The sequence below is a fragment of the Streptomyces sp. NPDC003635 genome (genome assembly GCF_053587635.1).
On record NZ_JBSFOK010000014.1, the window covers coordinates 151,993 to 175,646 of the forward strand.

Annotated in this window: 19 protein-coding genes and 1 pseudogene; 11 read left to right on the plus strand and 9 right to left on the minus strand. The window is 70.9% G+C overall.

Annotation, left to right across the window (positions count from 1 at the left end; all coding sequences use genetic code 11):
* Positions 1-141 precede the first annotated feature (141 nt).
* Complete coding sequence (locus tag ACWDRW_RS16305; protein ID WP_451723675.1) at positions 142-843, minus strand: HAD family hydrolase; 702 nt, start codon at positions 841-843, stop codon at positions 142-144.
* 149 nt (positions 844-992) lie between these two features.
* The gene (gene metH, locus ACWDRW_RS16310) at positions 993-4,508 is read right to left on the minus strand and encodes a methionine synthase (RefSeq protein WP_451723676.1); all 3,516 of its coding nucleotides are present in this window, start codon (positions 4,506-4,508) and stop codon (positions 993-995) included.
* Between the two features lie 303 nt (positions 4,509-4,811).
* Between metH and ACWDRW_RS16315 the strand changes: the two genes are divergently transcribed.
* The 6 genes from ACWDRW_RS16315 to ACWDRW_RS16340 all read left to right on the plus strand — a co-directional run bounded on the left by ACWDRW_RS16315 (position 4,812) and on the right by ACWDRW_RS16340 (position 11,933).
* Positions 4,812-5,576 (plus strand): IclR family transcriptional regulator, encoded by a 765-nt coding sequence (locus ACWDRW_RS16315; protein ID WP_451723678.1) that lies wholly within the window; start codon positions 4,812-4,814, stop codon positions 5,574-5,576.
* Positions 5,577-5,914: 338 nt separating this feature from the next.
* Positions 5,915-6,715 carry an MIP/aquaporin family protein gene (locus ACWDRW_RS16320; RefSeq protein WP_451723680.1) on the plus strand — a complete coding sequence of 267 codons (801 nt, stop codon included), beginning with the start codon at positions 5,915-5,917 and terminating at the stop codon, positions 6,713-6,715.
* 85 nt (positions 6,716-6,800) lie between these two features.
* Positions 6,801-8,342 carry a glycerol kinase GlpK gene (gene glpK, locus ACWDRW_RS16325; protein ID WP_451723681.1) on the plus strand — a complete coding sequence of 514 codons (1,542 nt, stop codon included), beginning with the start codon at positions 6,801-6,803 and terminating at the stop codon, positions 8,340-8,342.
* A gap of 78 nt (positions 8,343-8,420) precedes the next feature.
* A complete protein-coding gene (locus ACWDRW_RS16330) occupies positions 8,421-10,037 on the plus strand; it encodes an FAD-dependent oxidoreductase (RefSeq protein ID WP_451723682.1) in 1,617 nt (538 codons plus the stop codon).
* Between the two features lie 109 nt (positions 10,038-10,146).
* Positions 10,147-10,818, plus strand: coding sequence for a FadR/GntR family transcriptional regulator (locus ACWDRW_RS16335; protein ID WP_451723683.1), 672 nt, complete (start codon positions 10,147-10,149; stop codon positions 10,816-10,818).
* Positions 10,819-10,961: 143 nt separating this feature from the next.
* Positions 10,962-11,933 (plus strand): PAC2 family protein, encoded by a 972-nt coding sequence (locus ACWDRW_RS16340; RefSeq protein ID WP_451723684.1) that lies wholly within the window; start codon positions 10,962-10,964, stop codon positions 11,931-11,933.
* A gap of 67 nt (positions 11,934-12,000) precedes the next feature.
* Here the strand turns inward: ACWDRW_RS16340 and ACWDRW_RS16345 are convergent, their stop codons facing one another.
* Positions 12,001-12,954, minus strand: coding sequence for an SMP-30/gluconolactonase/LRE family protein (locus ACWDRW_RS16345; RefSeq protein ID WP_451723685.1), 954 nt, complete (start codon positions 12,952-12,954; stop codon positions 12,001-12,003).
* 288 nt (positions 12,955-13,242) lie between these two features.
* On the opposite strand from ACWDRW_RS16345, the gene ACWDRW_RS16350 reads away from it, so the two are divergent.
* Complete coding sequence (locus ACWDRW_RS16350; protein WP_451723687.1) at positions 13,243-14,967, plus strand: S8 family peptidase; 1,725 nt, start codon at positions 13,243-13,245, stop codon at positions 14,965-14,967.
* 83 nt (positions 14,968-15,050) lie between these two features.
* Positions 15,051-15,542, plus strand: coding sequence for a hypothetical protein (locus ACWDRW_RS16355; RefSeq protein ID WP_451723689.1), 492 nt, complete (start codon positions 15,051-15,053; stop codon positions 15,540-15,542).
* A 76-nt stretch (positions 15,543-15,618) separates the two neighbouring features.
* Here the strand turns inward: ACWDRW_RS16355 and mshC are convergent, their stop codons facing one another.
* The 4 genes from mshC to ACWDRW_RS16375 all read right to left on the minus strand — a co-directional run bounded on the left by mshC (position 15,619) and on the right by ACWDRW_RS16375 (position 19,095).
* Positions 15,619-16,848, minus strand: a complete 1,230-nt coding sequence (gene mshC, locus ACWDRW_RS16360) for a cysteine--1-D-myo-inosityl 2-amino-2-deoxy-alpha-D-glucopyranoside ligase (protein WP_451723691.1) — start codon at positions 16,846-16,848, stop codon at positions 15,619-15,621.
* Between the two features lie 106 nt (positions 16,849-16,954).
* On the minus strand, positions 16,955-17,773 hold the full coding sequence (locus ACWDRW_RS16365) for an SCO1664 family protein (RefSeq protein WP_451723693.1): 819 nt from the start codon (positions 17,771-17,773) through the stop codon (positions 16,955-16,957).
* Positions 17,737-18,327: a DUF3090 domain-containing protein gene (locus ACWDRW_RS16370; RefSeq protein WP_451723695.1), complete on the minus strand. Its 591-nt coding sequence runs from the start codon at positions 18,325-18,327 to the stop codon at positions 17,737-17,739. The genes ACWDRW_RS16365 and ACWDRW_RS16370 overlap by 37 nt, the downstream gene beginning before the upstream one ends.
* Before the next feature lie 81 nt (positions 18,328-18,408).
* A complete protein-coding gene (locus tag ACWDRW_RS16375; RefSeq protein WP_451723696.1) occupies positions 18,409-19,095 on the minus strand; it encodes a histidine phosphatase family protein in 687 nt (228 codons plus the stop codon).
* 62 nt (positions 19,096-19,157) lie between these two features.
* On the opposite strand from ACWDRW_RS16375, the gene corA reads away from it, so the two are divergent.
* A complete protein-coding gene (corA, locus tag ACWDRW_RS16380) occupies positions 19,158-20,147 on the plus strand; it encodes a magnesium/cobalt transporter CorA (RefSeq protein ID WP_451723697.1) in 990 nt (329 codons plus the stop codon).
* Here corA and ACWDRW_RS16385 read toward each other — a convergent pair whose 3' ends face one another.
* A complete protein-coding gene (locus tag ACWDRW_RS16385) occupies positions 20,148-20,936 on the minus strand; it encodes a ferritin-like domain-containing protein (RefSeq protein ID WP_451723699.1) in 789 nt (262 codons plus the stop codon).
* Between the two features lie 226 nt (positions 20,937-21,162).
* A complete protein-coding gene (locus ACWDRW_RS16390) occupies positions 21,163-22,218 on the minus strand; it encodes an LLM class F420-dependent oxidoreductase (RefSeq protein ID WP_451723701.1) in 1,056 nt (351 codons plus the stop codon).
* Between the two features lie 171 nt (positions 22,219-22,389).
* Here ACWDRW_RS16390 and ACWDRW_RS16395 point away from each other — a divergent pair, with 171 nt between their 5' ends.
* Entirely contained in the window at positions 22,390-23,376 is a 987-nt protein-coding gene (locus ACWDRW_RS16395; protein WP_451723703.1) for an aldo/keto reductase, read from the plus strand.
* Positions 23,373-23,654, plus strand: a pseudogene (locus ACWDRW_RS16400) (hypothetical protein); the annotation flags it as partial. The gene ACWDRW_RS16395 and the pseudogene ACWDRW_RS16400, both read left to right, overlap by 4 nt.

Consider the following 23,654-nt stretch of genomic DNA (forward strand, 5'->3'; position numbering starts at 1 on the left):
GAGGTCGCTCGGGGTGGCGAACGTCACACCTGTGAGAAGTGTGGGCGCTGAGCGGAATTCGGCCATCCGATCGGAACCAATTCCGTCGGCGCCACCCTCGTGGGATTTTCCCTGTATCGCGGTTGCACGCTCGGTGAACGGCTAGCGCATTTCCGTCATCAGACCGCGCAGAAATGCCAGGTCGACCTCTTCCAGCGAGCCGACGACGGTCCGCCGGTGGGCCGGGGTGATGGGGGCGACCGAGGGCACCGCCACCACATGGCAGCCGGCCGCCTCCGCCGCCGCTACGCCCGTCGCGGTGTCCTCGACGACCGCGCATCTGGCCGGATCCACGCCCAGCCCGGCCGCGGCGGTCAGATAGGGGTCCGGGTGCGGCTTGGTACGCGGCACCTCGTCGCCGGCCACCGTCAGGGCGAAGTGCTGCGGGCCCAGCGAGGACAGCACGCGGTCGATGATGCGGCGGTGCGAGGCGGAGACCAGGGCGGTGGGGATCTCGTACTCGGCGAGCTCGGCCAGCAGGCGGGCGGCGCCCGGCATCAGCGGCAGGGCCAGCCCGATGCGCTCCTCGAACCCCTGGTTGAGCAGGACGCTGATTTCGGCGAGGGTGATGTCGGCGCCGGTGGCCTCGATCAGGAACCCCGCGCTGCGGCTCATGGGGCCGCCGACCACGACATGGCGCCAGGAGTCGTCCAGGGTGTGACCGAGGCGGGCGAAGATCTCGACCTCGACGTCCCACCAGAACCCCTCCGTGTCCACGAGGGTGCCGTCCATGTCGAGGAGTACGGCCTGCAGGGCCGAGCCCTCCGCCGTACGGGTTACTGGCGCGGGGACCGTGCTGGTCATCCGGGCGCACCTCCTTGAGGGACGATCAGGCCGGTTCCCACACGGGGAACCGGCCTGCAGTGGACCGACCAGTGTACGTCGTGCGTCGCTGCGACGCTCTTCTTATCCGCTGTGGCCCGGGACACGGCGGAGGAACGGTCGAGGACCCCTCAGCGCGCGTTGAAGTACTTCGCCTCCGGGTGGTGGATCACGATGGCGTCCGTGGACTGCTCGGGGTGCAGCTGGAACTCCTCGGACAGGCGGACGCCGATGCGCTCCGGCTGGAGCAGCTCGGCGATCTTGGCGCGGTCCTCCAGATCGGGGCAGGCGCCGTAGCCGAGGGAGAAGCGGGCGCCGCGGTACTTCAGGGCGAACATGTCCTCGATGTCCCCCGGGTCCTCCCCGGCGAAGCCCAGCTCCGAGCGGACGCGCGCGTGCCAGTACTCGGCGAGCGCCTCGGCCAACTGCACGGACAGACCGTGCAGTTCGAGGTAGTCCCGGTAGGAGTTGGCCTCGAAGAGCTTCGCCGTCCGCTCCCCGATGCGGGAGCCGACGGTGACGACCTGGAGGCCGACGACGTCGGTCTCACCCGACTCCTCGGGGCGGAAGAAGTCGGCCAGGCACAGCCTGCGGCCGCGGCGCTGGCGGGGGAAGGTGAACCGGGTCCGCTCATTGCCCTGCTCGTCCAGGATGATCAGGTCGTCGTCCTTGGACACGCACGGGAAGTAGCCGTAGACGACGGCGGCCTCGAGGAGGTTCTCGGTCTGCAGCTGGTCCAGCAGACCCCGCAGCCGCGGCCGGCCCTCGGTCTCGACGAGCTCCTCGTAGGTCGGGCCGTCACCGGTGCGGGCCTGCTTCAGACCCCACTGCCCCTTGAACAGCGCGCCCTCGTCCAGCCAGGAGGCGTACTCCTTGAGCTGGATGCCCTTGATGACCCGGGTGCCCCAGAACGGCGGCGTGGGCACGGGGTTGTCGGTGGCGACGTCGGAGCGGACGTGCCCCTCCTCCGGCCGCTCCTCCGGGACCGGTACGGCGCCGGCGCGCACCCTGCGCTGCTTCAGTTCGGGGAGCTTCGCGCCGGGCACGCCCCGCTTGACGCCGATGAGGGCGTCCATCAGGCGCAGGCCCTCGAAGGCGTCCCGGGCGTAGCGGACCTCGCCCTCGTACAGCTCGTGCAGGTCCTGCTCGACGTAGGCCCGGGTCAGGGCCGCGCCGCCGAGGATGACGGGGAAGTTCGCCGCGAGGCCGCGCTGGTTGAGCTCCTCCAGGTTCTCCTTCATGATCACCGTGGACTTGACCAGGAGCCCGGACATGCCGATGACGTCGGCCCGGTGCTCCTCGGCGGCCTCCAGGATGGCGGAGACCGGCTGCTTGATGCCGAGGTTGACGACGTTGTAGCCGTTGTTGGACAGGATGATGTCGACGAGGTTCTTGCCGATGTCGTGCACGTCGCCGCGGACCGTGGCCAGCACGATGGTGCCCTTGCCGTCGGCGTCGGACTTCTCCATGTGCGGTTCGAGGTAGGCGACGGCGGCCTTCATCACCTCGGCGGACTGGAGGACGAACGGCAGCTGCATCTGGCCGGAGCCGAAGAGTTCACCGACGACCTTCATGCCGTCCAGCAGGGTCTCGTTGACGATGTCGAGGGCCGGACGCTCCTTGAGGGCCTCGTCGAGGTCGGCCTCCAGGCCGTTGCGCTCGCCGTCGATGATGCGGCGCTTGAGGCGCTCCTCCAGCGGCAGGGCGGCCAGTTCCTCGGCCTTGCCGGCCTTCAGGGACTTGGCGGTGGCGCCCTCGAAGAGGGCCATCAGCTTCTGCAGCGGGTCGTAGCCCTCGGCGCGGCGGTCGTAGATGAGGTCCAGGGCCGTGGTCACCTGCTCCTCGTCGAAGCGGGCGATCGGCAGGATCTTGGAGGCGTGCACGATCGCCGAGTCCAGGCCCGCCTTGACGCACTCGTCGAGGAAGACCGAGTTCAGCAGGATGCGGGCGGCCGGGTTGAGGCCGAAGGAGATGTTGGACAGGCCGAGGGTGGTCTGGACGTCCGGGTGGCGGCGCTTGAGCTCGCGGATCGCCTCGATGGTGGCGATGCCGTCCCCCCGGGACTCCTCCTGGCCGGTGCAGATGGTGAAGGTCAGGGTGTCGATGAGGATGTCGGACTCGTGGATGCCCCAGTTCCCGGTCAGGTCCTCGATCAGCCGCTCGGCGATCTCGACCTTCTTCTCGGGGGTGCGGGCCTGTCCCTCCTCGTCGATGGTCAGCGCGATCAGCGCGGCGCCGTGCTCCTGGGCGAGCCGGGTGACCTTCGCGAAGCGGGACTCGGGTCCGTCGCCGTCCTCGTAGTTGACGGAGTTGATGACCGCGCGGCCGCCGAGCTTCTCCAGGCCCGCCTGGATGACGTCGACCTCGGTGGAGTCCAGGACGATCGGCAGGGTGGAGGCGGTGGCGAAGCGTCCGGCGAGTTCCTCCATGTCGGCGACGCCGTCCCGGCCGACGTAGTCCACGCACAGGTCGAGCATGTGCGCGCCCTCGCGGATCTGCTCACGGGCCATCTCCACGCAGTCGTCCCAGCGGGCCTCCAGCATGGCCTCGCGGAACTTCTTGGAGCCGTTGGCGTTCGTCCGCTCGCCGATCGCGAGGTAGGAGGTGTCCTGCCGGAACGGGACCGTCTGGTAGAGGGAGGCCGCACCGGGCTCGGGGCGCGGGTCGCGCTCGCCGGGGGTGAGGGTGCGGGCGCGCTCGACGACCTGGCGCAGGTGCTCGGGCGTGGTGCCGCAGCAGCCGCCGATCAGGGACAGGCCGTAGTCGAGGACGAAGTTCTCCTGGGCGTCCGCGAGTCCCTCGGGGCCGAGCGGGAAGTGGGCGCCGTCCTTGGTGAGGATCGGCAGACCGGCGTTCGGCATGCACAGCAGCGGGATCCGGGAGTGCCGGGTGAGGTAGCGCAGGTGCTCGCTCATCTCGGCGGGGCCGGTGGAGCAGTTCAGGCCGATCATGTCGATGCCGAGCGGCTCCAGCGCGGTGAGCGCGGCGCCGATCTCGGAGCCGAGGAGCATGGTGCCGGTGGTCTCGAAGGCCATCGAGACCAGCAGCGGGACCTCGACGCCGGTCGCCTCCATGGCGCGGCGGGCGCCCAGCACGGAGGCCTTGGTCTGCAGGAGGTCCTGGGTGGTCTCCACGATCAGCGCGTCGGAGCCGCCGGCCAGCAGGCCCTCGGCGTTGGCCTGGTAGCCGTCGCGGATGGTGGCGTAACCGACGTGGCCGAGGGTGGGCAGCTTGGTGCCGGGGCCGACCGAGCCCAGGACCCAGCGGGTACGGCCGTCGCGGGCCGCGTACTCGTCGGCCACCTCGCGTGCGAGGCGGGCGCCCGCCTCGGACAGCTCGTGCACCCGGTCGGCGATCTCGTACTCCGCCGCGGCGGTGTGGTTGGCGCCGAAGGTGTTGGTCTCGACGCAGTCCACGCCCACCGCGAAGTACGCGTCGTGGACCGAACGGACGATGTCGGGCCGGGTCAGGTTCAGGATCTCGTTGCAGCCCTCGAGATTCTCGAAGTCCTCGAGAGTGGGGTCCTGGGCCTGGAGCATGGTGCCCATGGCTCCGTCGGCGACCACCACCCGGGTGGCGAGCGCCTCGCGGAGGGCGGACACACGGGTCCGGCTGTCGGCGGAAGGGGTCTGCGGCAACGAGGCCATGAAAGGGCTCCCTGGGGTGCGACGGCTGTCGGCTTTGCGCCCTTGCGGTCGGCTCCGCGGGGTGGCGCACCTCGCCAGCGTAGCCGGGACCGGGACCTGATGGTCAGGGCGTCCACGGGACGGACGAGGATGACGGTCGGGTCACCCACGGGATACGAGTGACGCAACAGATCCCTGCCGACCATTGGCGGTTGGTCGGCATGGACCGGTAGTGTTCGGCATTGCCGAACAACGGCAACAACATCCGAACAGCGGCAGCGGCATCGTCGAGGTCGGCGGATCGGGACGGAGGGCAGGACGGCGATGGCACGGAACATCCAGTCGCTCGAACGGGCGGCCGCGATGCTGCGGCTTCTCGCGGGCGGCGAGCGTCGGCTCGGCCTGTCGGACATCGCCTCCTCGCTGGGGCTCGCCAAGGGCACGGCGCACGGCATTCTGCGCACCCTGCAGCAGGAGGGGTTCGTCGAGCAGGACGAGATCTCCGGGCGCTACCAGCTGGGCGCGGAGCTGCTGCGCCTCGGCACGACCTATCTGGACGTGCACGAGCTGCGGGCGCGCGCCCTGGTGTGGACCGACGACCTGGCCCGCTCCAGCGGCGAGAGCGTCTATCTGGGCGTCCTGCACCAGCAGGGCGTGCTGATCGTGCACCACGTCTTCCGGCCCGACGACAGCCGGCAGGTGCTGGAGATCGGCGCCATGCAGCCGCTGCACTCCACGGCGCTCGGCAAGGTGCTGTCGGCGTACGATCCGGTCGCCCACAGCGAGGCCCTGGAGGCCGACCGCAAGGCCTTCACCGACCGGACCGTGTGCGAGCTGGAGGACTTCGAGCGCCTCCTCGACGTCACACGCGCGCGGGGCTACGCGGCCGACGTCGAGGAGACCTGGGAGGGCGTCGCCTCCCTCGCCGCCCCCATTCACGACCGGCGCCGCATGCCGGTCGGCGCGGTGGGCGTCACGGGCGCCGTGGAGCGTTTGTGCCAGGACGGCGAGGTGCGCCCCGAGGTGATCGCCGCGGTACGGGACTGCGCCCGCGCGGTGTCACGGGACCTGGGCGCCGGGCGCTTCTGACCCACGAACCCCACCCTCACCGGAGTGCCGGACGGCGCTCCGGCCTTCGTCATGCCCTGACCCGGCCGAACAGGGATGATCGGGTACGTAACGACATCGCCCATAGATAGTTCATGTCGATCAATAACGATCGCGTTTTCGATAACAGAACCCTTGACGCATGCGTAACGCCGGAGCAAGACTCCCGTCCATCGGTCGGCATTGTCGAACACCTACCGGCAATACGCGCTAGAGTGTGACAACGCCAAGGGCCGGTATCGCTCTCACCCCCGAGGGCGCGAACCACCGGTGGGACCCGGGGTTCGGCTTCCCCTGGACGAATGACAAAGGAGTCGCGGGTGTCCAGCTCCGACATCTTCCTCGGCGAGACCATCGGTACCGCCATACTCATCCTGCTCGGCGGCGGCGTCTGCGCCGCTGTCACGCTGAAGGCCTCCAAGGCCCGCAACGCCGGCTGGCTCGCCATCACCTTCGGGTGGGGTTTCGCGGTGCTCACGGCGGTCTACACCTCGGCGCCCCTGTCCGGCGCCCACCTGAACCCGGCCGTGACGCTCGCGCTGGCGATCAAGGACAACGGCATCGAGTGGAGTGACGTCCCGACCTACATGGGCGGCCAGCTCCTCGGCGCCATGATCGGTGCGGCCCTGGTCTGGATCGCCTACTACGGCCAGTTCCAGGCCCACCTCACCGACAAGGAGATCGTGGGCGGTCCGGGCGCCCAGGCCACCTCCGCCAAGGCCGTGGAGGCCCAGGAGCAGGGCGCGGGCCCGGTCCTCGGCGTCTTCTCCACCGGTCCGGAGATCCGTGTCGCCTGGCAGAACGTGGCCACGGAGGTCATCGGCACGATCGTGCTGGTCCTCGCCGTCCTCACGCAGGGCCTGAACGCGGCCGGTGACGGCCTCGGCATCCTGGGCGGACTCGTCACGGCGCTCGTGGTGGTCGGCATCGGCCTGTCCCTGGGCGGTCCGACCGGCTACGCCATCAACCCGGCCCGTGACCTCGGCCCGCGCATCGTGCACGCCCTCCTCCCCCTGCCCAACAAGGGCGGCTCCGACTGGGGCTACGCCTGGGTCCCGGTGGTCGGCCCGCTGCTCGGCGCGGCCATCGCCGCAGGCATCTACAACGTCGCTTTCGTCTAGATCACCGGTAGACACGTACAGCCCGGCAGACACGTAAAGCACTTCGTAGACACGTCTTACAACCACGGACTTCCAGGAGCACACAGTGACCGACGCCCACACCGCCGGCCCCTTCATCGCCGCCATCGACCAGGGCACCACCTCCTCCCGCTGCATCGTCTTCGACCGCGACGGCCGGATCGTCTCCGTCGACCAGAAGGAGCACGAGCAGATCTTCCCGAAGCCGGGCTGGGTCGAGCACAACGCCAACGAGATCTGGACCAACGTCCAGGAAGTCGTCGCCGGCGCCATCCAGAAGGCGGGCATCACCCGCGACGACATCAAGGCCATCGGCATCACCAACCAGCGCGAGACGACCGTGCTGTGGGACAAGAACACCGGTGAGCCCGTCCACAACGCCCTCGTCTGGCAGGACACCCGCACCGACTCGCTCTGCAAGGAGCTCGGCCGCAACGTCGGCCAGGACCGTTTCCGCCGGGAGACCGGCCTGCCGCTCGCGTCGTACTTCTCCGGTCCGAAGGCCCGCTGGCTGCTCGACAACGTCGAGGGCCTGCGGGAGCGCGCCGAGGCGGGCGACATCCTCTTCGGCACCATGGACACCTGGGTCATCTGGAACCTGACCGGTGGTGTCAACGGCGGCAAGCACGTCACCGACGTCACCAACGCCTCGCGCACCATGCTGATGAACCTGCACACCATGGCGTGGGACGACAAGATCGCCGAGTCCATCGGCGTCCCGCTGGCGATCCTGCCGGAGATCCGCTCCTCCGCCGAGGTCTACGGCGAGGTCACCGGCGGCAAGCTGGGCGAGCTGCTCGGCGGCATCCCGGTCGCCTCCGCGCTCGGCGACCAGCAGGCGGCCCTGTTCGGCCAGACCTGCTTCTCCGAGGGCGAGACCAAGTCCACCTACGGCACCGGCACCTTCATGGTGATGAACACCGGTGACAAGATCATCAACTCCTACGCGGGCCTGCTGACCACGGTCGGCTACAAGATCGGCGACCAGCCGACGGTCTACGCGCTGGAGGGCTCGATCGCGGTCACCGGCTCGCTGGTGCAGTGGATGCGCGACCAGATGGGCCTGATCTCCACCGCCGCCGAGATCGAGACGCTCGCGCTCTCGGTCGAGGACAACGGCGGCGCCTACTTCGTGCCGGCCTTCTCCGGTCTGTTCGCCCCGCACTGGCGCTCCGACGCCCGCGGTGTGATCGCCGGCCTGACCCGGTACGTCACCAAGGCGCACCTCGCGCGCGCCGTCCTGGAGGCGACCGCCTGGCAGACCCGGGAGATCGCCGACGCCATGGTCAAGGACTCCGGCGACGAGCTGGTGGCCCTGAAGGTCGACGGCGGCATGACCTCCAACAACCTCCTGATGCAGACGCTCTCGGACGTCCTGGACGCACCGGTGGTGCGCCCGATGGTCGCCGAGACCACCTGCCTCGGCGCCGCCTACGCCGCCGGCCTGGCCGTCGGCTTCTGGTCCAGCACCGACGAACTGCGCGCCAACTGGCGCCGGGCCGCCGAGTGGACCCCGCACATGGACGCGGAGACCCGCGACCGCGAATACAAGAACTGGCTCAAGGCCGTCGACCGGACCATGGGCTGGATCGACGACGACGAAAGCTGACCGAAGCCCGCGGGGAGCTCAGCGGCGAGCTCCCCGCGAGGTCGGCCACATCGTTCTGATGAGGAGTAAGAACCCGAAATGACCAGTCAGACCACCCTGCAGTCCGTGCCTGCCCTCGGGACGCGCCCGGCCTCCGGCTTCAACCCGAGCCGCGCCGAGACCCGGGAGCAGCTCTCCAAGGCGTCGTACGACCTTCTCGTGATCGGCGGCGGCATCCTGGGCATCTCCACCGCCTGGCACGCCGCGCAGTCCGGCCTCAGGGTGGCTCTGGTCGACGCCGGCGACTTCGCCGGCGCCACCTCCTCCGCCTCTTCCAAGCTGCTCCACGGCGGTCTGCGCTACCTGCAGACCGGCGCGGTGAAGCTGGTGGCGGAGAACCACTTCGAGCGCCGTGCGGTCTCCCGCCAGGTGGCCCCCCACCTGGCGAACCCGCTCACCTTCTACCTCCCCGTGTACAAGGGCGGGCCGCACGGCGCGGCGAAGCTCGGGGCGGGCGTCTTCGCCTACTCCGCGCTCTCCGCGTTCGGTGACGGCGTCGGCCACCTGCTCTCCCCGGCCAAGGCCGCGCAGGACGTGCCCGAGCTGCGCACCGAGAACCTCAAGGCCGTGGCCGTGTACGGCGACGACCAGATGAACGACGCCCGCATGGCGCTGATGACGGTCCGCGCGGCCGTCGAGGCGGGCGCGGTCGTCCTCAACCACGCCGAGGTCACCGGCCTGCGCTTCACCAAGGGCCGGGTGACGGGCGCGGAGCTCAAGGACCGTACGACCGGCGACGAGTTCGGCGTCAGCGCCCGACTGGTGCTGAACGCCACCGGACCGTGGGTGGACCACCTGCGCAAGATGGAGGACCCCAATGCAGCGCCGTCCATCCGGCTGTCGAAGGGCGCGCATCTGGTCCTGAAGCGGACCTCGCCCTGGAAGGCCGCCCTCGCCACCCCGATCGACAAGTACCGCATCACCTTCGCCCTGCCGTGGGAGGACATGCTCCTGCTCGGCACCACGGACGAGGAGTTCGAGGGCGACCCGGCGGACGTCTCGGTCACCGAGCAGGACATATCCCAGATCCTGGACGAGGCCGCGTTCTCCATCCGCGACCAGCAGCTGTCACGGGATCTGATCACCTACTCCTTCGCGGGTCTTCGGGTGCTGCCCGGAGGCCCCGGTGACACCGCGAAGGCCAAGCGCGAGACGGTCGTCACCGAGGGCCGCGCCGGCATGCTGTCGGTCGCGGGCGGCAAGTGGACGACCTTCCGGCACATCGGCCGCACCATCATGAAGAAGCTGGAGGCGCTGCCGGGCCACCCGCTGGGCGACGACTTCGAGCCGATCAACTCGCTGCCGAAGAAGCTGCCGCTGCCGGGTGTAGCCAACCCCCGCGCGGTCGCCCACCGCCTGCTGGTGGACCGTCCGGCGCCGGGCCCGCGCATGGCGGCCGACACCGCCCGGCACCTGGCCACCCACTACGGCTCCCTGGCCTTCAACATCGCCCGGCTGGCCAACGACAACCCCGAGCTCGCCGAGCGCGTCCACCCCGACGCCCCGGAGATCTGGGCCCAGGTGGTCTACGCCCGCGACAACGAGTGGGCCGAGACGGCCGACGACGTGCTGCGCCGCCGTACGACGCTGACGATCCGGGGCCTGGCCACGGACGAGGTGCGCGCCAAGGTCCAGGACCTGCTCGACGAGAAGTAGGGCCGGGTCCTGGGAGAGGGGCGGCTCCCCGCCGATGGGGGCCGCCCCCTCCGTACGTGCGTCCATACTGTGCCGAGACATCGGATGTCTGAGCGCACTGGGGGACGTCGTGGCAGTCACCGACGAGGCGATCGAGAAGATCAAGGGCATGATCGTCGCCGGTGCGCTGCGCCCGGGCGACCGACTGCCCAAGGAGAGCGAACTCGCCGCCGAGCTGGGTCTGTCCCGCAACTCCCTGCGCGAGGCCGTGCGCGCCCTGTCGCTGATCCGGATCCTGGACGTCCGGCAGGGCGACGGCACCTATGTGACGAGCCTCGATCCGCAACTGCTGCTGGAGGCGATGAGCTTCGTCGTCGACTTCCACCGCGACGACACCGTCCTGGAGTTCCTGGCCGTACGGCGCATCCTGGAGCCGGCCGCCACGGCCATGGCGGCCTCCCTGATCAGCGAGCGGGAACTGGACGAGCTGGCCGGGCAGTTGGACCGGCTCGGCCCGTCACCCTCGGTGGAGGAACTCGTCGCCTGCGACCTCCAGTTCCATCGGGCCGTCGTGGGCGCCGCCGGCAACTCGGTGCTCTGTTCCCTGCTCGACGGCCTGTCCGGGCCGACCACCCGGGCCCGGATCTGGCGCGGGCTGACCCAGCAGGACGCCGTCAGCCGCACCCTGCACGAGCACCGAGCGATCCTCGCCGCGCTGCGCGACCGGGACTCGGAGGCGGCGCGGTCGTGGGCGACCGTGCACATCGCGGGCGTCGAGCGGTGGCTGCGCGCCGGCCTGTGAGGACCTCCGGATCGGGGGGTGTTCCGGGGTGGCGATCGGGGCAGTGATCCGTTCACTCCCCCGTGCAAGGGGGCTGCGGGCGCCCCCGCCGCACGCCGTAAGGTTGGGTCGTCAGGCGAGGGCACGTCGGAAGGAGGCGCTGGGTGATCGAGCTCGAGGGGGTTCCCGAGCTGATCGACCCGGTCATGGTGGCCGCGTTCGAGGGCTGGAACGACGCCGGCGACGCCGCCTCCACCGCGGTCGCGCATCTGGACAGGGAGTGGAAGGGCGAGGTGTTCGCGGCGCTGGACGCCGAGGACTACTACGACTTCCAGGTCAACCGCCCCACGGTGTGGATGGACGCCGGCGTACGGAAGATCACCTGGCCCACGACACGGTTGTCGGTGGTCCGGGTCGGCGGCGAGAAGCCGCGCGATCTCGTGCTCGTCCGGGGTATCGAGCCGTCCATGCGCTGGCGCTCGTTCTGCAACGAGCTGCTGGGTTTCGCGCACGAACTCGGCGTGGAGCTGGTGGTCATCCTGGGCGCCCTGCTCGGCGACACCCCGCACACGCGTCCGGTCCCGATCAGCGGGACCACGTCCGACGCGGACCTGGCCCGCCGGATGGACCTGGAGGAGACGAAGTACGAGGGTCCGACGGGCATCGTCGGGGTCCTCCAGGAGGCGTGCACGCACGCGGGCGTCCCGGCCGTCAGCCTCTGGGCGGCCGTACCGCACTACGTGTCGCAGCCGCCGAACCCGAAGGCGACGCTGGCCCTGCTGAACCGGCTGGAGGACCTGATCGACGTGCGCATCCCGCTGGGCGAGCTGCCCGAGGACGCGCGCGCCTGGCAGGTGGGCGTGGATCAGCTGGCCGCCGAGGACACCGAGGTCGCCGAGTACGTGCAGACGCTGGAGGAGGCCCGGGACACCGCGGAGCTGCCGGAGGCCTCCGGCGAGGCCATCGCGCGGGAGTTCGAGCGGTATCTGCGGCGCCGGGACGGCGGCCCGTCGGCCGGCGGACACGCCACGGACGGCTCCGACGGCACCTATCTGCGGGACAACCCCAGCGGTCTGACCCGGCCGCCGAAGCCGCCGAAGCCGAACCCCGAGGACGACGAGTCGTCGGAGGACTGAGGCCGTGAGCGAGGGCGGTGCGCCGGCTGCGCACCGCCCTCGGCCGTTCGACTCGGCCGGTGTACGGCTACTTGGGCACGGACACGATCGCGTACGTCGTCTCCGGCGTCGGGGGCGTGGTGAACCGCGCGTTCGGCAGGTAGAGCCGCCCGCGGTACGCGGCCACCGTCGTCGGCACGTCGAAGGCCGGGTCGGTGATCCGGCGCCGGAAGACACCGCTGCGGCCGTCGGCGGCCAGGGTGAAGACGTCCACGGCGTTCTGCCGGTTCTGCACGACGTACAGCGTCCGCCCGATCAGCAGCAGTCCGTCACCGTTCACGAGCGGTGCCGCGTCCCCGAGGTCGACCAGTTCGGTCACACCGGTGCGCGGGTTCACCCGGTGCAGGGCACCGACCCCGGACTGCACCACGAGCAGCGCCGAGCCGTCGGGGGTGCGGGTGATGCCGTTGGCGTCGACGACCTCGCCGGGCCGCTGGCTCCAGGCACCGCCCAGGGTGATCCGTACGACCTGGTCCGCGCCCGGCAGCTGACCGTGCCGGCCGAGCGGGAGGGCGTACAGGGCGGGCTGGTAGGAGTCGGTGAACCAGGCCGCTCGCGGGGTCAGGAACACGTCGTTGGTGAAGGTGGGGGTCGTGGAGCTCAGCACGTACGAGGCGAGGATCTCGCCGCTGCGGGCGTCCACCACGCGGGCGCCCTCCCCGCGCCCGGCGACGAACAGCCGTCCGCGGTCGTCGAGTTTGAGCCCGACCGAGGGCGTGCCGGGTCCGGCCGAGACGATCGATCCGCTGCCGGTGCGCAGGTCGGCGCGGTAGATCGAACCGTCGCCCAGCGAGCCGAGGTAGGCGTACGGTCCGCCGATGGTGATGCCCTCCGGGCGGAAACCGTCGGGCAGCGGGATCAGGGTGGGCCCGGCGGTGGCGCGGGCCGGAGCGCCGACCAGTGCGGCGCCGGTGGCCACCGCGCCGACGGTCAGCAGTCTGCGGCGGCTGAGGGGATGTGCGAAGGAACCGTGTGTGGCCACGGGGAGCCCTTCCACGAGAGGGACCGGCAGTTGCCCGGTCCAGCGGTCAACTGACCGCTCCACCCCATCACACGGGCCGCGCCCACCACAGCATCCATCAGGTGTTCGACAGCGTCCCGACAGCATCCGGCCGGTTTAGGGCGTGACATCTGTTTCCGGCCGGATTGCACAGGTTGCCCAATCAACTTGATTTCAAACCGACTTGAGGAAAACGGTCTGGACGGCTCGCCGAGTCGGTGCTTGGTTGTCTCCCGAAGACGCCGCGCGGACCGAAGGGAGCGGTACCTCATGACCGACCAGGTACAGCCGGCGCAGGGCCCGGGGGCGTCCGGGCCCGGTCCCGACGGAGCGGGATTCACCTACCGAGGAGCGGAGCGGGAACTGATCGTCGTCGCCCGCCCGGAGGCCAGGCTGCGGGCCGAGCCCGAGGGCGTACGGTCGGCGGCGGGCGCCGATGTGTCGGCGCTGAACATGTTCCTCGACGACGAACAGCTCACCCTGGAACCGCTGTTCGGCAGCGAGGAGCGCCATCGGCAGTCCGCGGCACCGGACGCCGAGCACCTGCCCGACCTCGCGCTGTTCTACCGGGTGCGCGGCGGGGAGAGCCGCGCGGCGGAGCTGTGCTCGCGGATCGCCGCGCTGCCGGGCGTCGACACGGCGTACATGAAGCCGGGCGCCGTGCCCGCGACCCTGCGGAGCGAGGAGAACCCCCGGCTGAAGGAGGGCGCGACCGTCACCCCCGACTTCAGCAGCCGCCAGGGCTACTTGCGGCCCGCGCCCGAGGGCATCGACGCCCAGTGGGCCTGGCAGCGGCCCGGCGGGACGGGGCAGGGCGTCACGGTGATCGATGTGGAGGGCGCCTGGCAGCTGGGCCACGAGGACCTGGCGGCCAAGCTGGCCGGCGTCGTCGTCGGCACCCCGGTCGACGATCTCGCCTGGCGCAACCACGGCACGGCCGTGATCGGCGTGATCGGCGGCGACGGCAACGCCGTCGGCGTCCAGGGCGCCGTGCCGGACACGGTGACCGCGGCCGCGTCCTTCCGGGGCCTCGGCACCGCGGCCGCGATCCACGCGGCCGCCGAGCGGCTCGGGCCCGGAGACATCGTGCTGGTCGAAGTCCAGCGGCCGGGACCGCGGTTCGAGTACGCCGAGCGAGACGACCAGCGCGGGTACATCGCGCTGGAGTGGTGGCCGGACGACTTCGCGGCCGTACGGCACGCCACCGCCAAGGGCGTCCTCGTGGTGGCGGCCGCGGGCAACGGCGCCGAGTCGCTCGACGACGCGGTCTACGAGCGCCGCCCGGACGAGTTCCCGCACGGGTGGCGCAACCCGTTCAACCCGTCCAACCAGTCCTCCGGTGCCGTCCTGGTCGGTGCGGGCGCTCCACCGCCCGGCACGCACGGCCGGGATCACGGACCGGACCGGTCGAGGCTCGCGTTCTCCAACTACGGCTCGCGGGTGGACGCCCAGGGCTGGGGGCGCGAGGTCACGACCGCGGGCGGCTTCTGGGACCGGCCCGGCGATCTCCAGGGCGGGCCCGAGGAGATCGCCTGGTACACCGACACGTTCTCGGGGACCTCCGCCGCCGCGCCGGTGGTGGTCGGCGCGCTGGCCGCGTTGCAGGGCATGCTCAAGGCGGCCGGCCAGAGCGCGATGCCCCCGGAACGGGCCCGCGCGGTGCTGCGGGCCTGCGGTTCGCCGCAGGAGGACGCTCCGGGCCGGCCCGCCTCGCAGCGGATCGGCAACCGGCCCGACATCAAGGCGGCGGCCACGCATCTGCTGCCGCACTCGGTCGGCTCGGGCCAGGCCGAGCGGTACTGGGACGAACTGCTGCCGTATCCGCGGGAACTCCCGCCGAGGCTCCGGCTGTTCGTGGCCGGCGGCTGGCGGAACCTGAACAACCCGTCCCCCGAGATCCGCCAGGCGGTGCGCACCGCCTTCGCGGGGGGACGGCCCGACGTCCGTGTGTGGTTCTCGGACGACGAGATCGTCGGCCTGGTGATCACGGGCTGACGACCGGCTCACGACAGCGACACCCACGACAGCCACATCCATGACAGCGAAAGCCCATGACAGCAAGGGAAGGTGACACCCGTATGAGCACCACCCCGCAAATGGGTCAGCAGTACCCGAGCACTTCGCCCTACCAGGAACAGCAATTCGGCTCGCTCGAGCAGCTCCAGAACCTCGGTCAGCAGCAGCCCTACCAGCAGCTGTTGCAGCAGATGACCCCGCCGCAGGACCAGCGGGCCCAACAGGACCAGCAGGCCCAGCAGGCCGAGCGGCAGATGCAGCAGCAGTTCCAGCAGATCGCGCTGACCGCCGTGCAGCAGCTGGTCCAGCAGGTGCAGGCGCAGGACCTCGCCTCCGGTGCGGCGAACGGCTTCGTCGACTTCGTCCACCCGCTCCAGGGTCAGCCGCACCAGATCTTCCTGCGCATCAACGGCCAGTTCCGGGTGCTCAACAACCCGAACCCGCAGATCCACCAGCAGATCCAGCAGGCGTTCGCCTTCGGCCACCAGGTCGTCGGCATCTGGGACACCCGGTCGCCGAACGTCCTGCGCAGTGTGCGGATCCAGCGCTGGTGACGGGCCCCTGAAATGACGGGAGGCGCTTCCCCCTCGGTGGGGGGAAGCGCCTCTTCGTCTGCCTGCGGGGGGGGTCCTACAGGGCCACGCCCAGCAGCGCGTCCACGGCCCGCGTCACCACGCCCGGAGCGCCCTCGTCCGCGCCGCCCCGCTCCTCCTGGAGCGCCGCCCAGCGGTCGACCGCGGCGAGCGCGGCCGGGGCGTCGAGGTCGTTGGCGAGAGCCTCGCGGATCTCGTCGAGGAGGGCGTCGGCGGACGGACCGTCGGGCCGGGACACGGCCGCGCGCCAGCGGCCGACGCGGTCCAGGGCGTCCTGGAGCACCTGGTCGGTCCACTCCCAGTCGGCCCGGTAGTGGTGAGCGAGGAGCGCGAGCCGGATGGCGGCCGGGTCGACGCCGTCGCGGCGCAGCGCGGAGACGAAGACCAGGTTGCCCTTGGACTTGGACATCTTCTCGCCGTGCAGCGCGACCATGCCGGCGTGCACATAGGCCTTGGCCATGGGGAACTCGCCGGTGAGCACCTGGGCGTGCGAGGCGCCCATCTCGTGGTGCGGGAAGGCGAGGTCGGAGCCGCCGCCCTGGACGTCGAAGCCCATGCCCAGGTGGTCCAGGGCGATGGCGACGCACTCGATGTGCCAGCCGGGACGACCGCGGCCGAGCGAGGCTCCGTCCCAGCTCGGCTCGCCCTCACGGGCGGCCATCCACAGCATCGGGTCGAGCGGGTTCTTCTTGCCCGGGCGGTCCGGGTCGCCGCCGCGCTCGGCGGACAGCAGCCGCATGGCGGCGGCGTCGAGGTTCGAGACCTTGCCGAAGTTCGGGTCGGCCTCGACGGAGAAGTAGATGTCGCCCTGGAGTTCGTAGGCGGCGCCCGCCTCACGCAGCCGCTCGACGAGCGGCACGATGCCGGGTATCGCCTCCACCGCGCCGATGTAGTGCTGGGGCGGGAGCATGCGCAGGGCGGTCATGTCCTCGCGGAAGAGGACGGTCTCCTTCTCGGCGAGTGCCACCCAGTCGATGCCGTCGCGCTCGGCCCGCTCCAGCAGCGGATCGTCGACGTCGGTGACGTTCTGGACGTAGTGGACCTGCCGCTTGGTGTCGAGCCACACGCGCTGCACGAGGTCGAACGCGTTGTAGGTCGCCGCGTGTCCCATGTGGGTCGCGTCGTACGGGGTGATGCCGCAGACGTAGAGACGGGCGACGGGACCGGGCTCGAGGGTGACGAGTCCACCGGTCGCGGTGTCGTGGATCCGGAGGTGGCGGCCCTTGCCGGGCAGGGCGGGGACCTCAGAAGCGGGCCAGGCATACATGTCATGAGCGTAACCGGACCGCGGTTCCATATACGAACCGGACCGACCCGGATGGCCGGTAAGGCGCTCTTGCGCGCCACCAGCTCATATGCCGTGGCCGCTACGGCTACACGGGCGGCCACGGGATCGCCGGCCACTCCCCGCTCGGCTCGGGGTGGACGCCGGAGGTGAGCAGCGCCTCGACACGCGCGCGGGTGGCGTCGATCTCCGCGGCGGTGATCAGGGGGGCGAGTGCGGCCGTGAGGGTGCCGTCGGCCTCCAGCGCCTTGCTCAGGCCCTTCAGCACCTCGACCGCCTCACCGGTCAGGGCCTCGCCCGCCCAGCCCCACAGCAGGGTCCGCAGCTTGTTCTCGACGTTGAAGGTGACCCCGTGGTCGATGCCGTAGAGCCGCTCGTCGGCGGCGGGCAGCAGGTGGCCGCCCTTGCGGTCGGCGTTGTTGATGACGGCGTCCAGGACCGCGAGCCGGCGCAGCCGCTCGTCGTCGGCGTGCACCAGGAGCGCGGTACGCCCCTCCCCCACCTCGGCGAACCCGATGGCCTTCCAGCCCGCCTCCGGCTCCTCGCGGTCCACCAGGGCGAGCAGCTCGGCACCGGGCACGACGTCGATCCACAGCTGGCACATGCCCTCGCCGTACGGCCCGTCCCGCAGCACGGTGGGCGGGACGAGACCCCAGCCGGTCGCCTCGGACACGGCGTACGCGGCGACCTCCCGCTCGGCGAGGGTGCCGTCGGGGAAGTCCCACAGCGGGCGCTCCCCGGCGATCGGCTTGTAGACGCAGGAGGCTTCCCGGCCGTCGTACGCCACCGAGCAGAACAGGGCCGCGTTGGAGGCCTCGCGGATGCGGCCGCGTACCGTCAGCTCGCCCTCGGTGAGCAGTTCCAGGCCGGTCACGCTCCGCGGCGGTATCCGTTCTGGCGCGGACATACGTGTCCCTCCGGGTCCAGGGGCAGGCTGCACAGCGGACACGGCGGCCGCCCGGCGTTGACGACGTCCAGGGCGCGCTTGGCGAAGGCCCTCGCCTGTGCGCCGGTGAGCCGGACCCGCAGCATCGGGGGGCCGTTCTCCTCGTCCTGCAGCAGCCGCTCCTCGGCCTCGGCGAGGTCCTCCTCGGACTCCGCCTCCAGCTCGACCAGCGCCTGGGCCTCGACGATCATGCGCTGTTCCTCGCCGTCCCAGGCGAGGGCCATGGTGCCGACCCGGAACTCCTCCTCGATCGGGGTGTCGAGAGGGGCGGTGTCGGCGACCTCGGTGGGCGCCATCGCCGGCACGGCGGCACTGCCGCCGCTGCGTCGTACGACCTCGTCGAGCAGTTCGTCCATGCGCTCGGCGAGTGCCGCCACCTGTGTCTTCTCCAGGGCCACGCTGGTCACCCGGGAGCCGGCGGACGCCTGGAGGAAGAACGTACGGCGTCCGGGCAGTCCGACCGTGCCGGCCACGAAACGCTCCGGCGGGTCGTAGAGGAACACCTGACGGGACACGTCCTGTCTCCATGGGAATCGTGAACGGACTCGTGATCGGGGGCCGCTACCGCGACCGCTTCACCCTACTGCTCCCGGCGATCACGGTGCGCCCGCACCGCCCCCGACCGGGGCGTCACCGGCCGGTGGTTCCGCGCGCGGCACGAGCGAGGCGAAGTCGCCGGTGTCACCGAGGCGGACGAGAAACGGCCTCAGCCGGGTGTAACTGATCGCGGTGATGGAACACGGTTCGACAGCAATCCGCTGGAAGAGGTCGAGATGAAGTCCCAGTGCTTCGGCGACGAGCGACTTGATGATGTCGCCGTGCGAACACATCAAGTACACAGCGTCGGCGCCGTGCTCGCGCTCCACGCGCGCGTTCCACTCCCGTACGGCCTCGGCCGCGCGGGTCTGCATCGCCCGCATCGACTCGCCGCCGGGGAACGCGGCGGCCGACGGATGGGCCTGGACGATGTCCATCAACGGCTCGTCCTTGAGTTCGGCGAGCTTGCGGCCGGACCAGTCGCCGTAGTCGCACTCCGCGATCCGGTCCTCGGTGTGCGCCCGCAGTCCGGGGTGGGCGTCGAGGAGCGGCCGGACCGTCTCCTCGCAGCGCTGCAGGGGGCTGGTGACGACCTCGGAGATCGGCACTCCGGCGAGGCGTCCGGGCAGGGCGGCGGCCTGCGCGGCGCCGCGTTCGTCGAGGGCGACGCCGGGCAGTCGGCCGGCGAGCAGCCCCTCGGTGTTGGCGGTGGAACGTCCGTGCCGGACCAGGATGAGGGTGGGCATGCGGCCCAGCGTAGGCGTCCGTCCACGTGCGTCGGTCGGGGGCGGACGGGAGAATACGCTCCGTGATCGTCGACTGCGCCATCTACCGGGACGGGCAGCGGGCGGAAGGCCCCGAGGACCTCTCCGACGCGCTCGACGAGGCGCGGGCCTCCGGCGGGTTCGTCTGGATCGGCCTGCACGCGCCGTCGGAGCAGGAGTTCGATCTGGTCACCCGGGAGTTCGGGCTGCATCCGCTGGCCGTCGAGGACGCCCTCAAGGCCCATCAGCGGCCCAAGCTCGAGGTCTACGACGACTCGCTGTTCGTGGTGCTCAAACCGGTCGTCTACGAGCCCAGGAGCGACGAGGTCTCCACCGGCGAGATCATGGTCTTCCTGGGGGACGGCTTCGTGGTGACGGTCCGCCATGGTGAGGGTTCTCCGCTGAAGGCCGTACGACGTCGGCTGGAGCAGGAGCCGAAACTGCTCAACAAGGGGCCGACCGCGGTGCTGTACGCCATCGCGGACGCCACCGTGGACCACTACGTGGACGTGGCGACCGAACTCCAGACCGACCTGGAGGAGCTGGAGGCGGACGTGTTCTCGCCGAGCGGCGGCTCCCGGCACGCCGCGTCCCGCATCTACACCTTCAAGCGGCAGATCCTGGAGTTCCGGCGGGCGACCGGGCCGCTGACGATGCCGCTCGCGCGACTGACGGAGTCGGGCGGCGGGGCGGCGGTGCCGTACGTGAACGACAAGGCGCGGCCGTTCTTCCGGGACGTGAGTGACCACCTCACGCGGGTCAACGAGTCGGTGGAGGGCCTGGACCGGCTGGTGTCGGACATCCTCTCGGCGCATCTGGCGCAGATGAGCGTGCGGCAGAACGACGACATGCGGAAGATCTCCGCGTGGGCGGCCATGGCCGCGGTCCCCACCATGATCGCGGGGATCTACGGCATGAACTTCGACCACATGCCCGAGCTGCGGTGGGTGTGGTCGTATCCGGCGCTGATCGCGATCATGGCCGCCCTCGAGGTGCTGCTGTACCGGCTCTTCAAGCGCCGCGGGTGGCTGTGATCAGGCGAACTCGGGGGCCGAGGTCGCGGGCCCGCCGAGTGCGTCCCGGCGTTCCGGCATCTTCAGGGACACCATCCGGCGCCAGCCCGCCGCCCGCTCCCAGGCGTACACGCCGTGGATGCCGGCGGCGAGCACCGCGGACTTGGCGCGCGGCCATCCCAGGATGCGTCCCATGTGGGCCATGACGGCGAGGCTGACGTCCCGGTAGATCCGGATCTCCGCCAGGGCGCACTCCCTCAGGGTCTGCTGGATCGCGCGGCCGTGTCCGGCGTAGGCGAAGCGCAGCAGTTCCTCGTGGCAGTAGGCGAGGTGGTTGTCCTCGTCGTTGGAGATCATCTTCACCGCGCGCCCGAGGTCGGGGTGGTCGGCGAAGTGCTTGCGCAGCAGCTCCATCTCCTCCGAGGCGCGCTGTTCGGTCACCCGGCTGTGGGCGAGGTAGGTCACGATGTCCTGCACCGTCAGCCGCTCCTCCCCCTTGAGCTTCTCGTGGGCCAGGCCGATGCCGTGCTTTTCCAGCAGCATCGTGTAGTCGGTCTCGGGCGGGACGGGGACGGGTTCCAGACCGCGCTTCCTCATCAGGGCGTTGAAGATCCGCCCGTGCTTGTCCTCGTCGGCGCCGTGGCGGGTGATCTTGGGGGCCAGATCGCGCTCGCCGTCCGGGACGAGCGCGGCGATGCGGGCGTTCTCCCAGCCGCCCTGGGACTCCCCGCTCGCGGCGATGGAGCAGAACAGGGCGAAGGACTCGTCGTTGTCGAGGATCTCCTGGAACAGACTCTTGGCCGAAAGCATCGTGAGCACCTCTCTGCGGGCCTCCGCGGGACTCCGCAAAGAACGAGTCAAATGCGGCGCGAGGGGTGCTGCAACAGTTGTGTCGGACAACTCCGCCAAAAGGAGGACCCACGGACTCGCGTCACGGGCGTAACCGCGCGGGCGCGAGCGCGTTGTTCTGCGTGACGGCCGTGGCGGGGAAGACCCCCGAGCCCCCACCACGGCCGCGGAAACTTCCCCCCGCCGGTTACGCGAGTCCGGCCCGCTCCAGGGCCTCGGTACCGGCCCGCAGCGAGGCAAGACGCTCGTCGAGGGTGAAGCCCGCGGGGGCGAGCGTGAGGGTGGTGACCCCGGCCGCCGCGTAGGCCTTCATCCGGTCCGCGATCCGGTCGACCGAGCCGAGCAGGGTGGTCTTGTCGATCAGGTCGTGCGGTACGGCGGTGGCGGCGCCCTGCTTGTCGCCGGCGAGGTACTTGTCCTGGATCTCGGCGGCCTCCTTCTCGTACCCCATGCGCTGGGCGAGCTGGTTGTAGAAGTTCTGCTTGCGGCTGCCCATGCCGCCGACGTACAGGGCGGTGTAGGGGCGGAAGGTGTCGGCGAGGGACGCCACGTCCTTGTCGTCACCGACGGCGAGCGGGAGGGTCGGGCAGACGTCGAAACCGTCGAGCGTCCGGCCGGCCTTCTCGCGGCCCGCGCGCAGGTACTGGATCGCGGTGTCCTCCAGGTGCTCGGCGGCGGGGAAGATCAGCAGCGCGCCGTCGGCGATCTCACCGGTCTGCTCCAGGTTCTTCGGGCCGATCGCCGCGATGTACAGCGGGATGTGCTCGCGAGTGGGGTGCACGGTGAGCTTGATGGGCTTGCCGGGGCCGCCGGGCAGCGGCAGCGTCCAGTGCTCGCCCTCGTGGGTCAGCCGCTCACGACTCATCGCCTTGCGGACGATCTCGACGTACTCGCGGGTGCGGGAGAGCGGCTTGTCGAACTTGACGCCGTACCAGCCCTCGGAGACCTGCGGTCCGGAGACGCCGAGGCCGAGGCGGAAGCGGCCGCCGGAGAGCGAGTCGAGGGTGGCGGCGGTCATGGCGGTCATCGCCGGCTGGCGGGCCGGGATCTGGAAGATGGCCGAGCCGACGTCGATGCGCTCGGTCTTGGCGGCGACCCAGCTGAGCACGGTGGCGGCGTCCGAGCCGTACGCCTCGGCGGCCCAGCAGACGGCGTAGCCGAGGCGATCGGCCTCCTGGGCGACGGCGAGGTTGTCGCCGTCCATTCCGGCACCCCAGTAGCCGAGGTTGATCCCGAGCTGCATGGCCGATCCCCTTACTGATCAGTAACGTCCCTGTTGCCGAGACCTTAGCGCGGTGAGGGGTACCGCGGGGAGGGGCTCTCCAGCGTGGGGCCCGGGCTGTTTTCGTTGAGCGGCAAACTGGTTATCCACAGGCACCCACGCGGCAGGTTCTGGCCAGTAATCTCGGCGTCCATGGAGCAGAGGCATCTCGGCCGGACCGGCCTTCGTGTGTCCCGTATCGGACTCGGCACCCTCACCTGGGGCAGGGACACCGCCGAGCACGACGCCGCGGACCTCTTGAAGACCTTCTGGGAGGCCGGCGGCACGCTCGTCGACACGGCGGACGTGTACGGCGACGGAGAGGCCGAGTATCTGCTCGGACAGCTCATAGAAGGCCTTGTGCCGCGCCGGGACCTGGTCATCTCGACCAAGGCGGGCAGCGTGCCGGACCCGGACCGCCGGTTCGACGGCTCCCGCGGCCATCTGCTCGCCGCGCTGGACGCCTCGCTGGCCCGGCTCGGCACGGACTACGTCGACGTGTGGCACGTCCACGCCTTCGACCCCGACACCCCGCTGGAGGAGACCCTCCAGGCCCTCGACATCGCGGTCAGCAGCGGTCGCGCCCGGTACGCGGGCGTCTCCAACTTCTGCGGCTGGCAGCTCGCCAAGGCCGGGACCTGGCAGCTGGCGGCGCCGGGCATACGGACCCGGCTGGCCAGTACGCAGCTGGAGTACTCCCTGCTCCAGCGGGGCGTGGAGCGCGAGGTGCTGCCGGCCGCGCTGGACCTCGGCATCGGGCTGCTGCCCTCCTCGCCGCTCGGCCGCGGGGTGCTCACCGCCAAGTACCGGGGCGCCACTGCGCCGCCCGACTCCCGGGGCGCGTCGGAACATCTGGCGCCCTTCGTCGCGCCGTACCTCGACGACACCGCGAGCCGGATCGTGGACGCGGTGCAGACCGCGGCCGACGGACTCGCCGTGACCCCGCTCCAGGTGGCCCTCGCCTGGGTCCGGGACCGCCCCGGAGTGAGCGCGCCCATCGTCGGCGCGCGCAACGCGCAGCAGCTCACGGCGGCATTGTCAGTGGAGGCCCTTAGTCTTCCTGACGAGATCTGCCGGGCGCTCGACGATGTGTCGGCGCCCGTGCACCGCTATCCTGATCACGACTGGAGCACGCTGTGAGCACGGAGCCCGAGACCACGCCGGAGGACGGGGAGTCCGGGGAGTCGGTGGCGAAGGGGGGCCGACCCGAGCCAGAGGGCACCACCGCCGCCACCGCGAGCGGGGAAGCCGCCGGGGACGGTGCGGGTGCCGAGGCGACCGAGGACAGTGTGGGTGCCGAGGCCGCCGGGGACGGTGCGGGCGCCGAGGCCGCTGAGGGCAGGGCAGGTGCCGAGGCCGCCGGGGACGGTGCGGGCGCCGAGGCCGCTGAGGGCAGGGCAGGTGCCGAGGCCGGAGCG

Excerpts from the sequence above, each read along its gene's own strand:
- ACWDRW_RS16305 (WP_451723675.1), bottom strand. The coding sequence starts at position 843 with ATGACCAGCACGGTCCCCGCGCCAGTAACCCGTACGGCGGAGGGCTCG.
- metH (WP_451723676.1), bottom strand. The coding sequence starts at position 4,508 with ATGGCCTCGTTGCCGCAGACCCCTTCCGCCGACAGCCGGACCCGTGTG.
- ACWDRW_RS16315 (WP_451723678.1), top strand. The coding sequence starts at position 4,812 with ATGGCACGGAACATCCAGTCGCTCGAACGGGCGGCCGCGATGCTGCGG.
- ACWDRW_RS16330 (WP_451723682.1), top strand. The coding sequence starts at position 8,421 with ATGACCAGTCAGACCACCCTGCAGTCCGTGCCTGCCCTCGGGACGCGC.
- ACWDRW_RS16350 (WP_451723687.1), top strand. The coding sequence starts at position 13,243 with ATGACCGACCAGGTACAGCCGGCGCAGGGCCCGGGGGCGTCCGGGCCC.
- ACWDRW_RS16355 (WP_451723689.1), top strand. The coding sequence starts at position 15,051 with ATGAGCACCACCCCGCAAATGGGTCAGCAGTACCCGAGCACTTCGCCC.
- mshC (WP_451723691.1), bottom strand. The coding sequence starts at position 16,848 with ATGTATGCCTGGCCCGCTTCTGAGGTCCCCGCCCTGCCCGGCAAGGGC.
- ACWDRW_RS16365 (WP_451723693.1), bottom strand. The coding sequence starts at position 17,773 with ATGTCCGCGCCAGAACGGATACCGCCGCGGAGCGTGACCGGCCTGGAA.
- ACWDRW_RS16375 (WP_451723696.1), bottom strand. The coding sequence starts at position 19,095 with ATGCCCACCCTCATCCTGGTCCGGCACGGACGTTCCACCGCCAACACC.
- ACWDRW_RS16385 (WP_451723699.1), bottom strand. The coding sequence starts at position 20,936 with ATGCTTTCGGCCAAGAGTCTGTTCCAGGAGATCCTCGACAACGACGAG.
- ACWDRW_RS16390 (WP_451723701.1), bottom strand. The coding sequence starts at position 22,218 with ATGCAGCTCGGGATCAACCTCGGCTACTGGGGTGCCGGAATGGACGGC.
- ACWDRW_RS16395 (WP_451723703.1), top strand. The coding sequence starts at position 22,390 with ATGGAGCAGAGGCATCTCGGCCGGACCGGCCTTCGTGTGTCCCGTATC.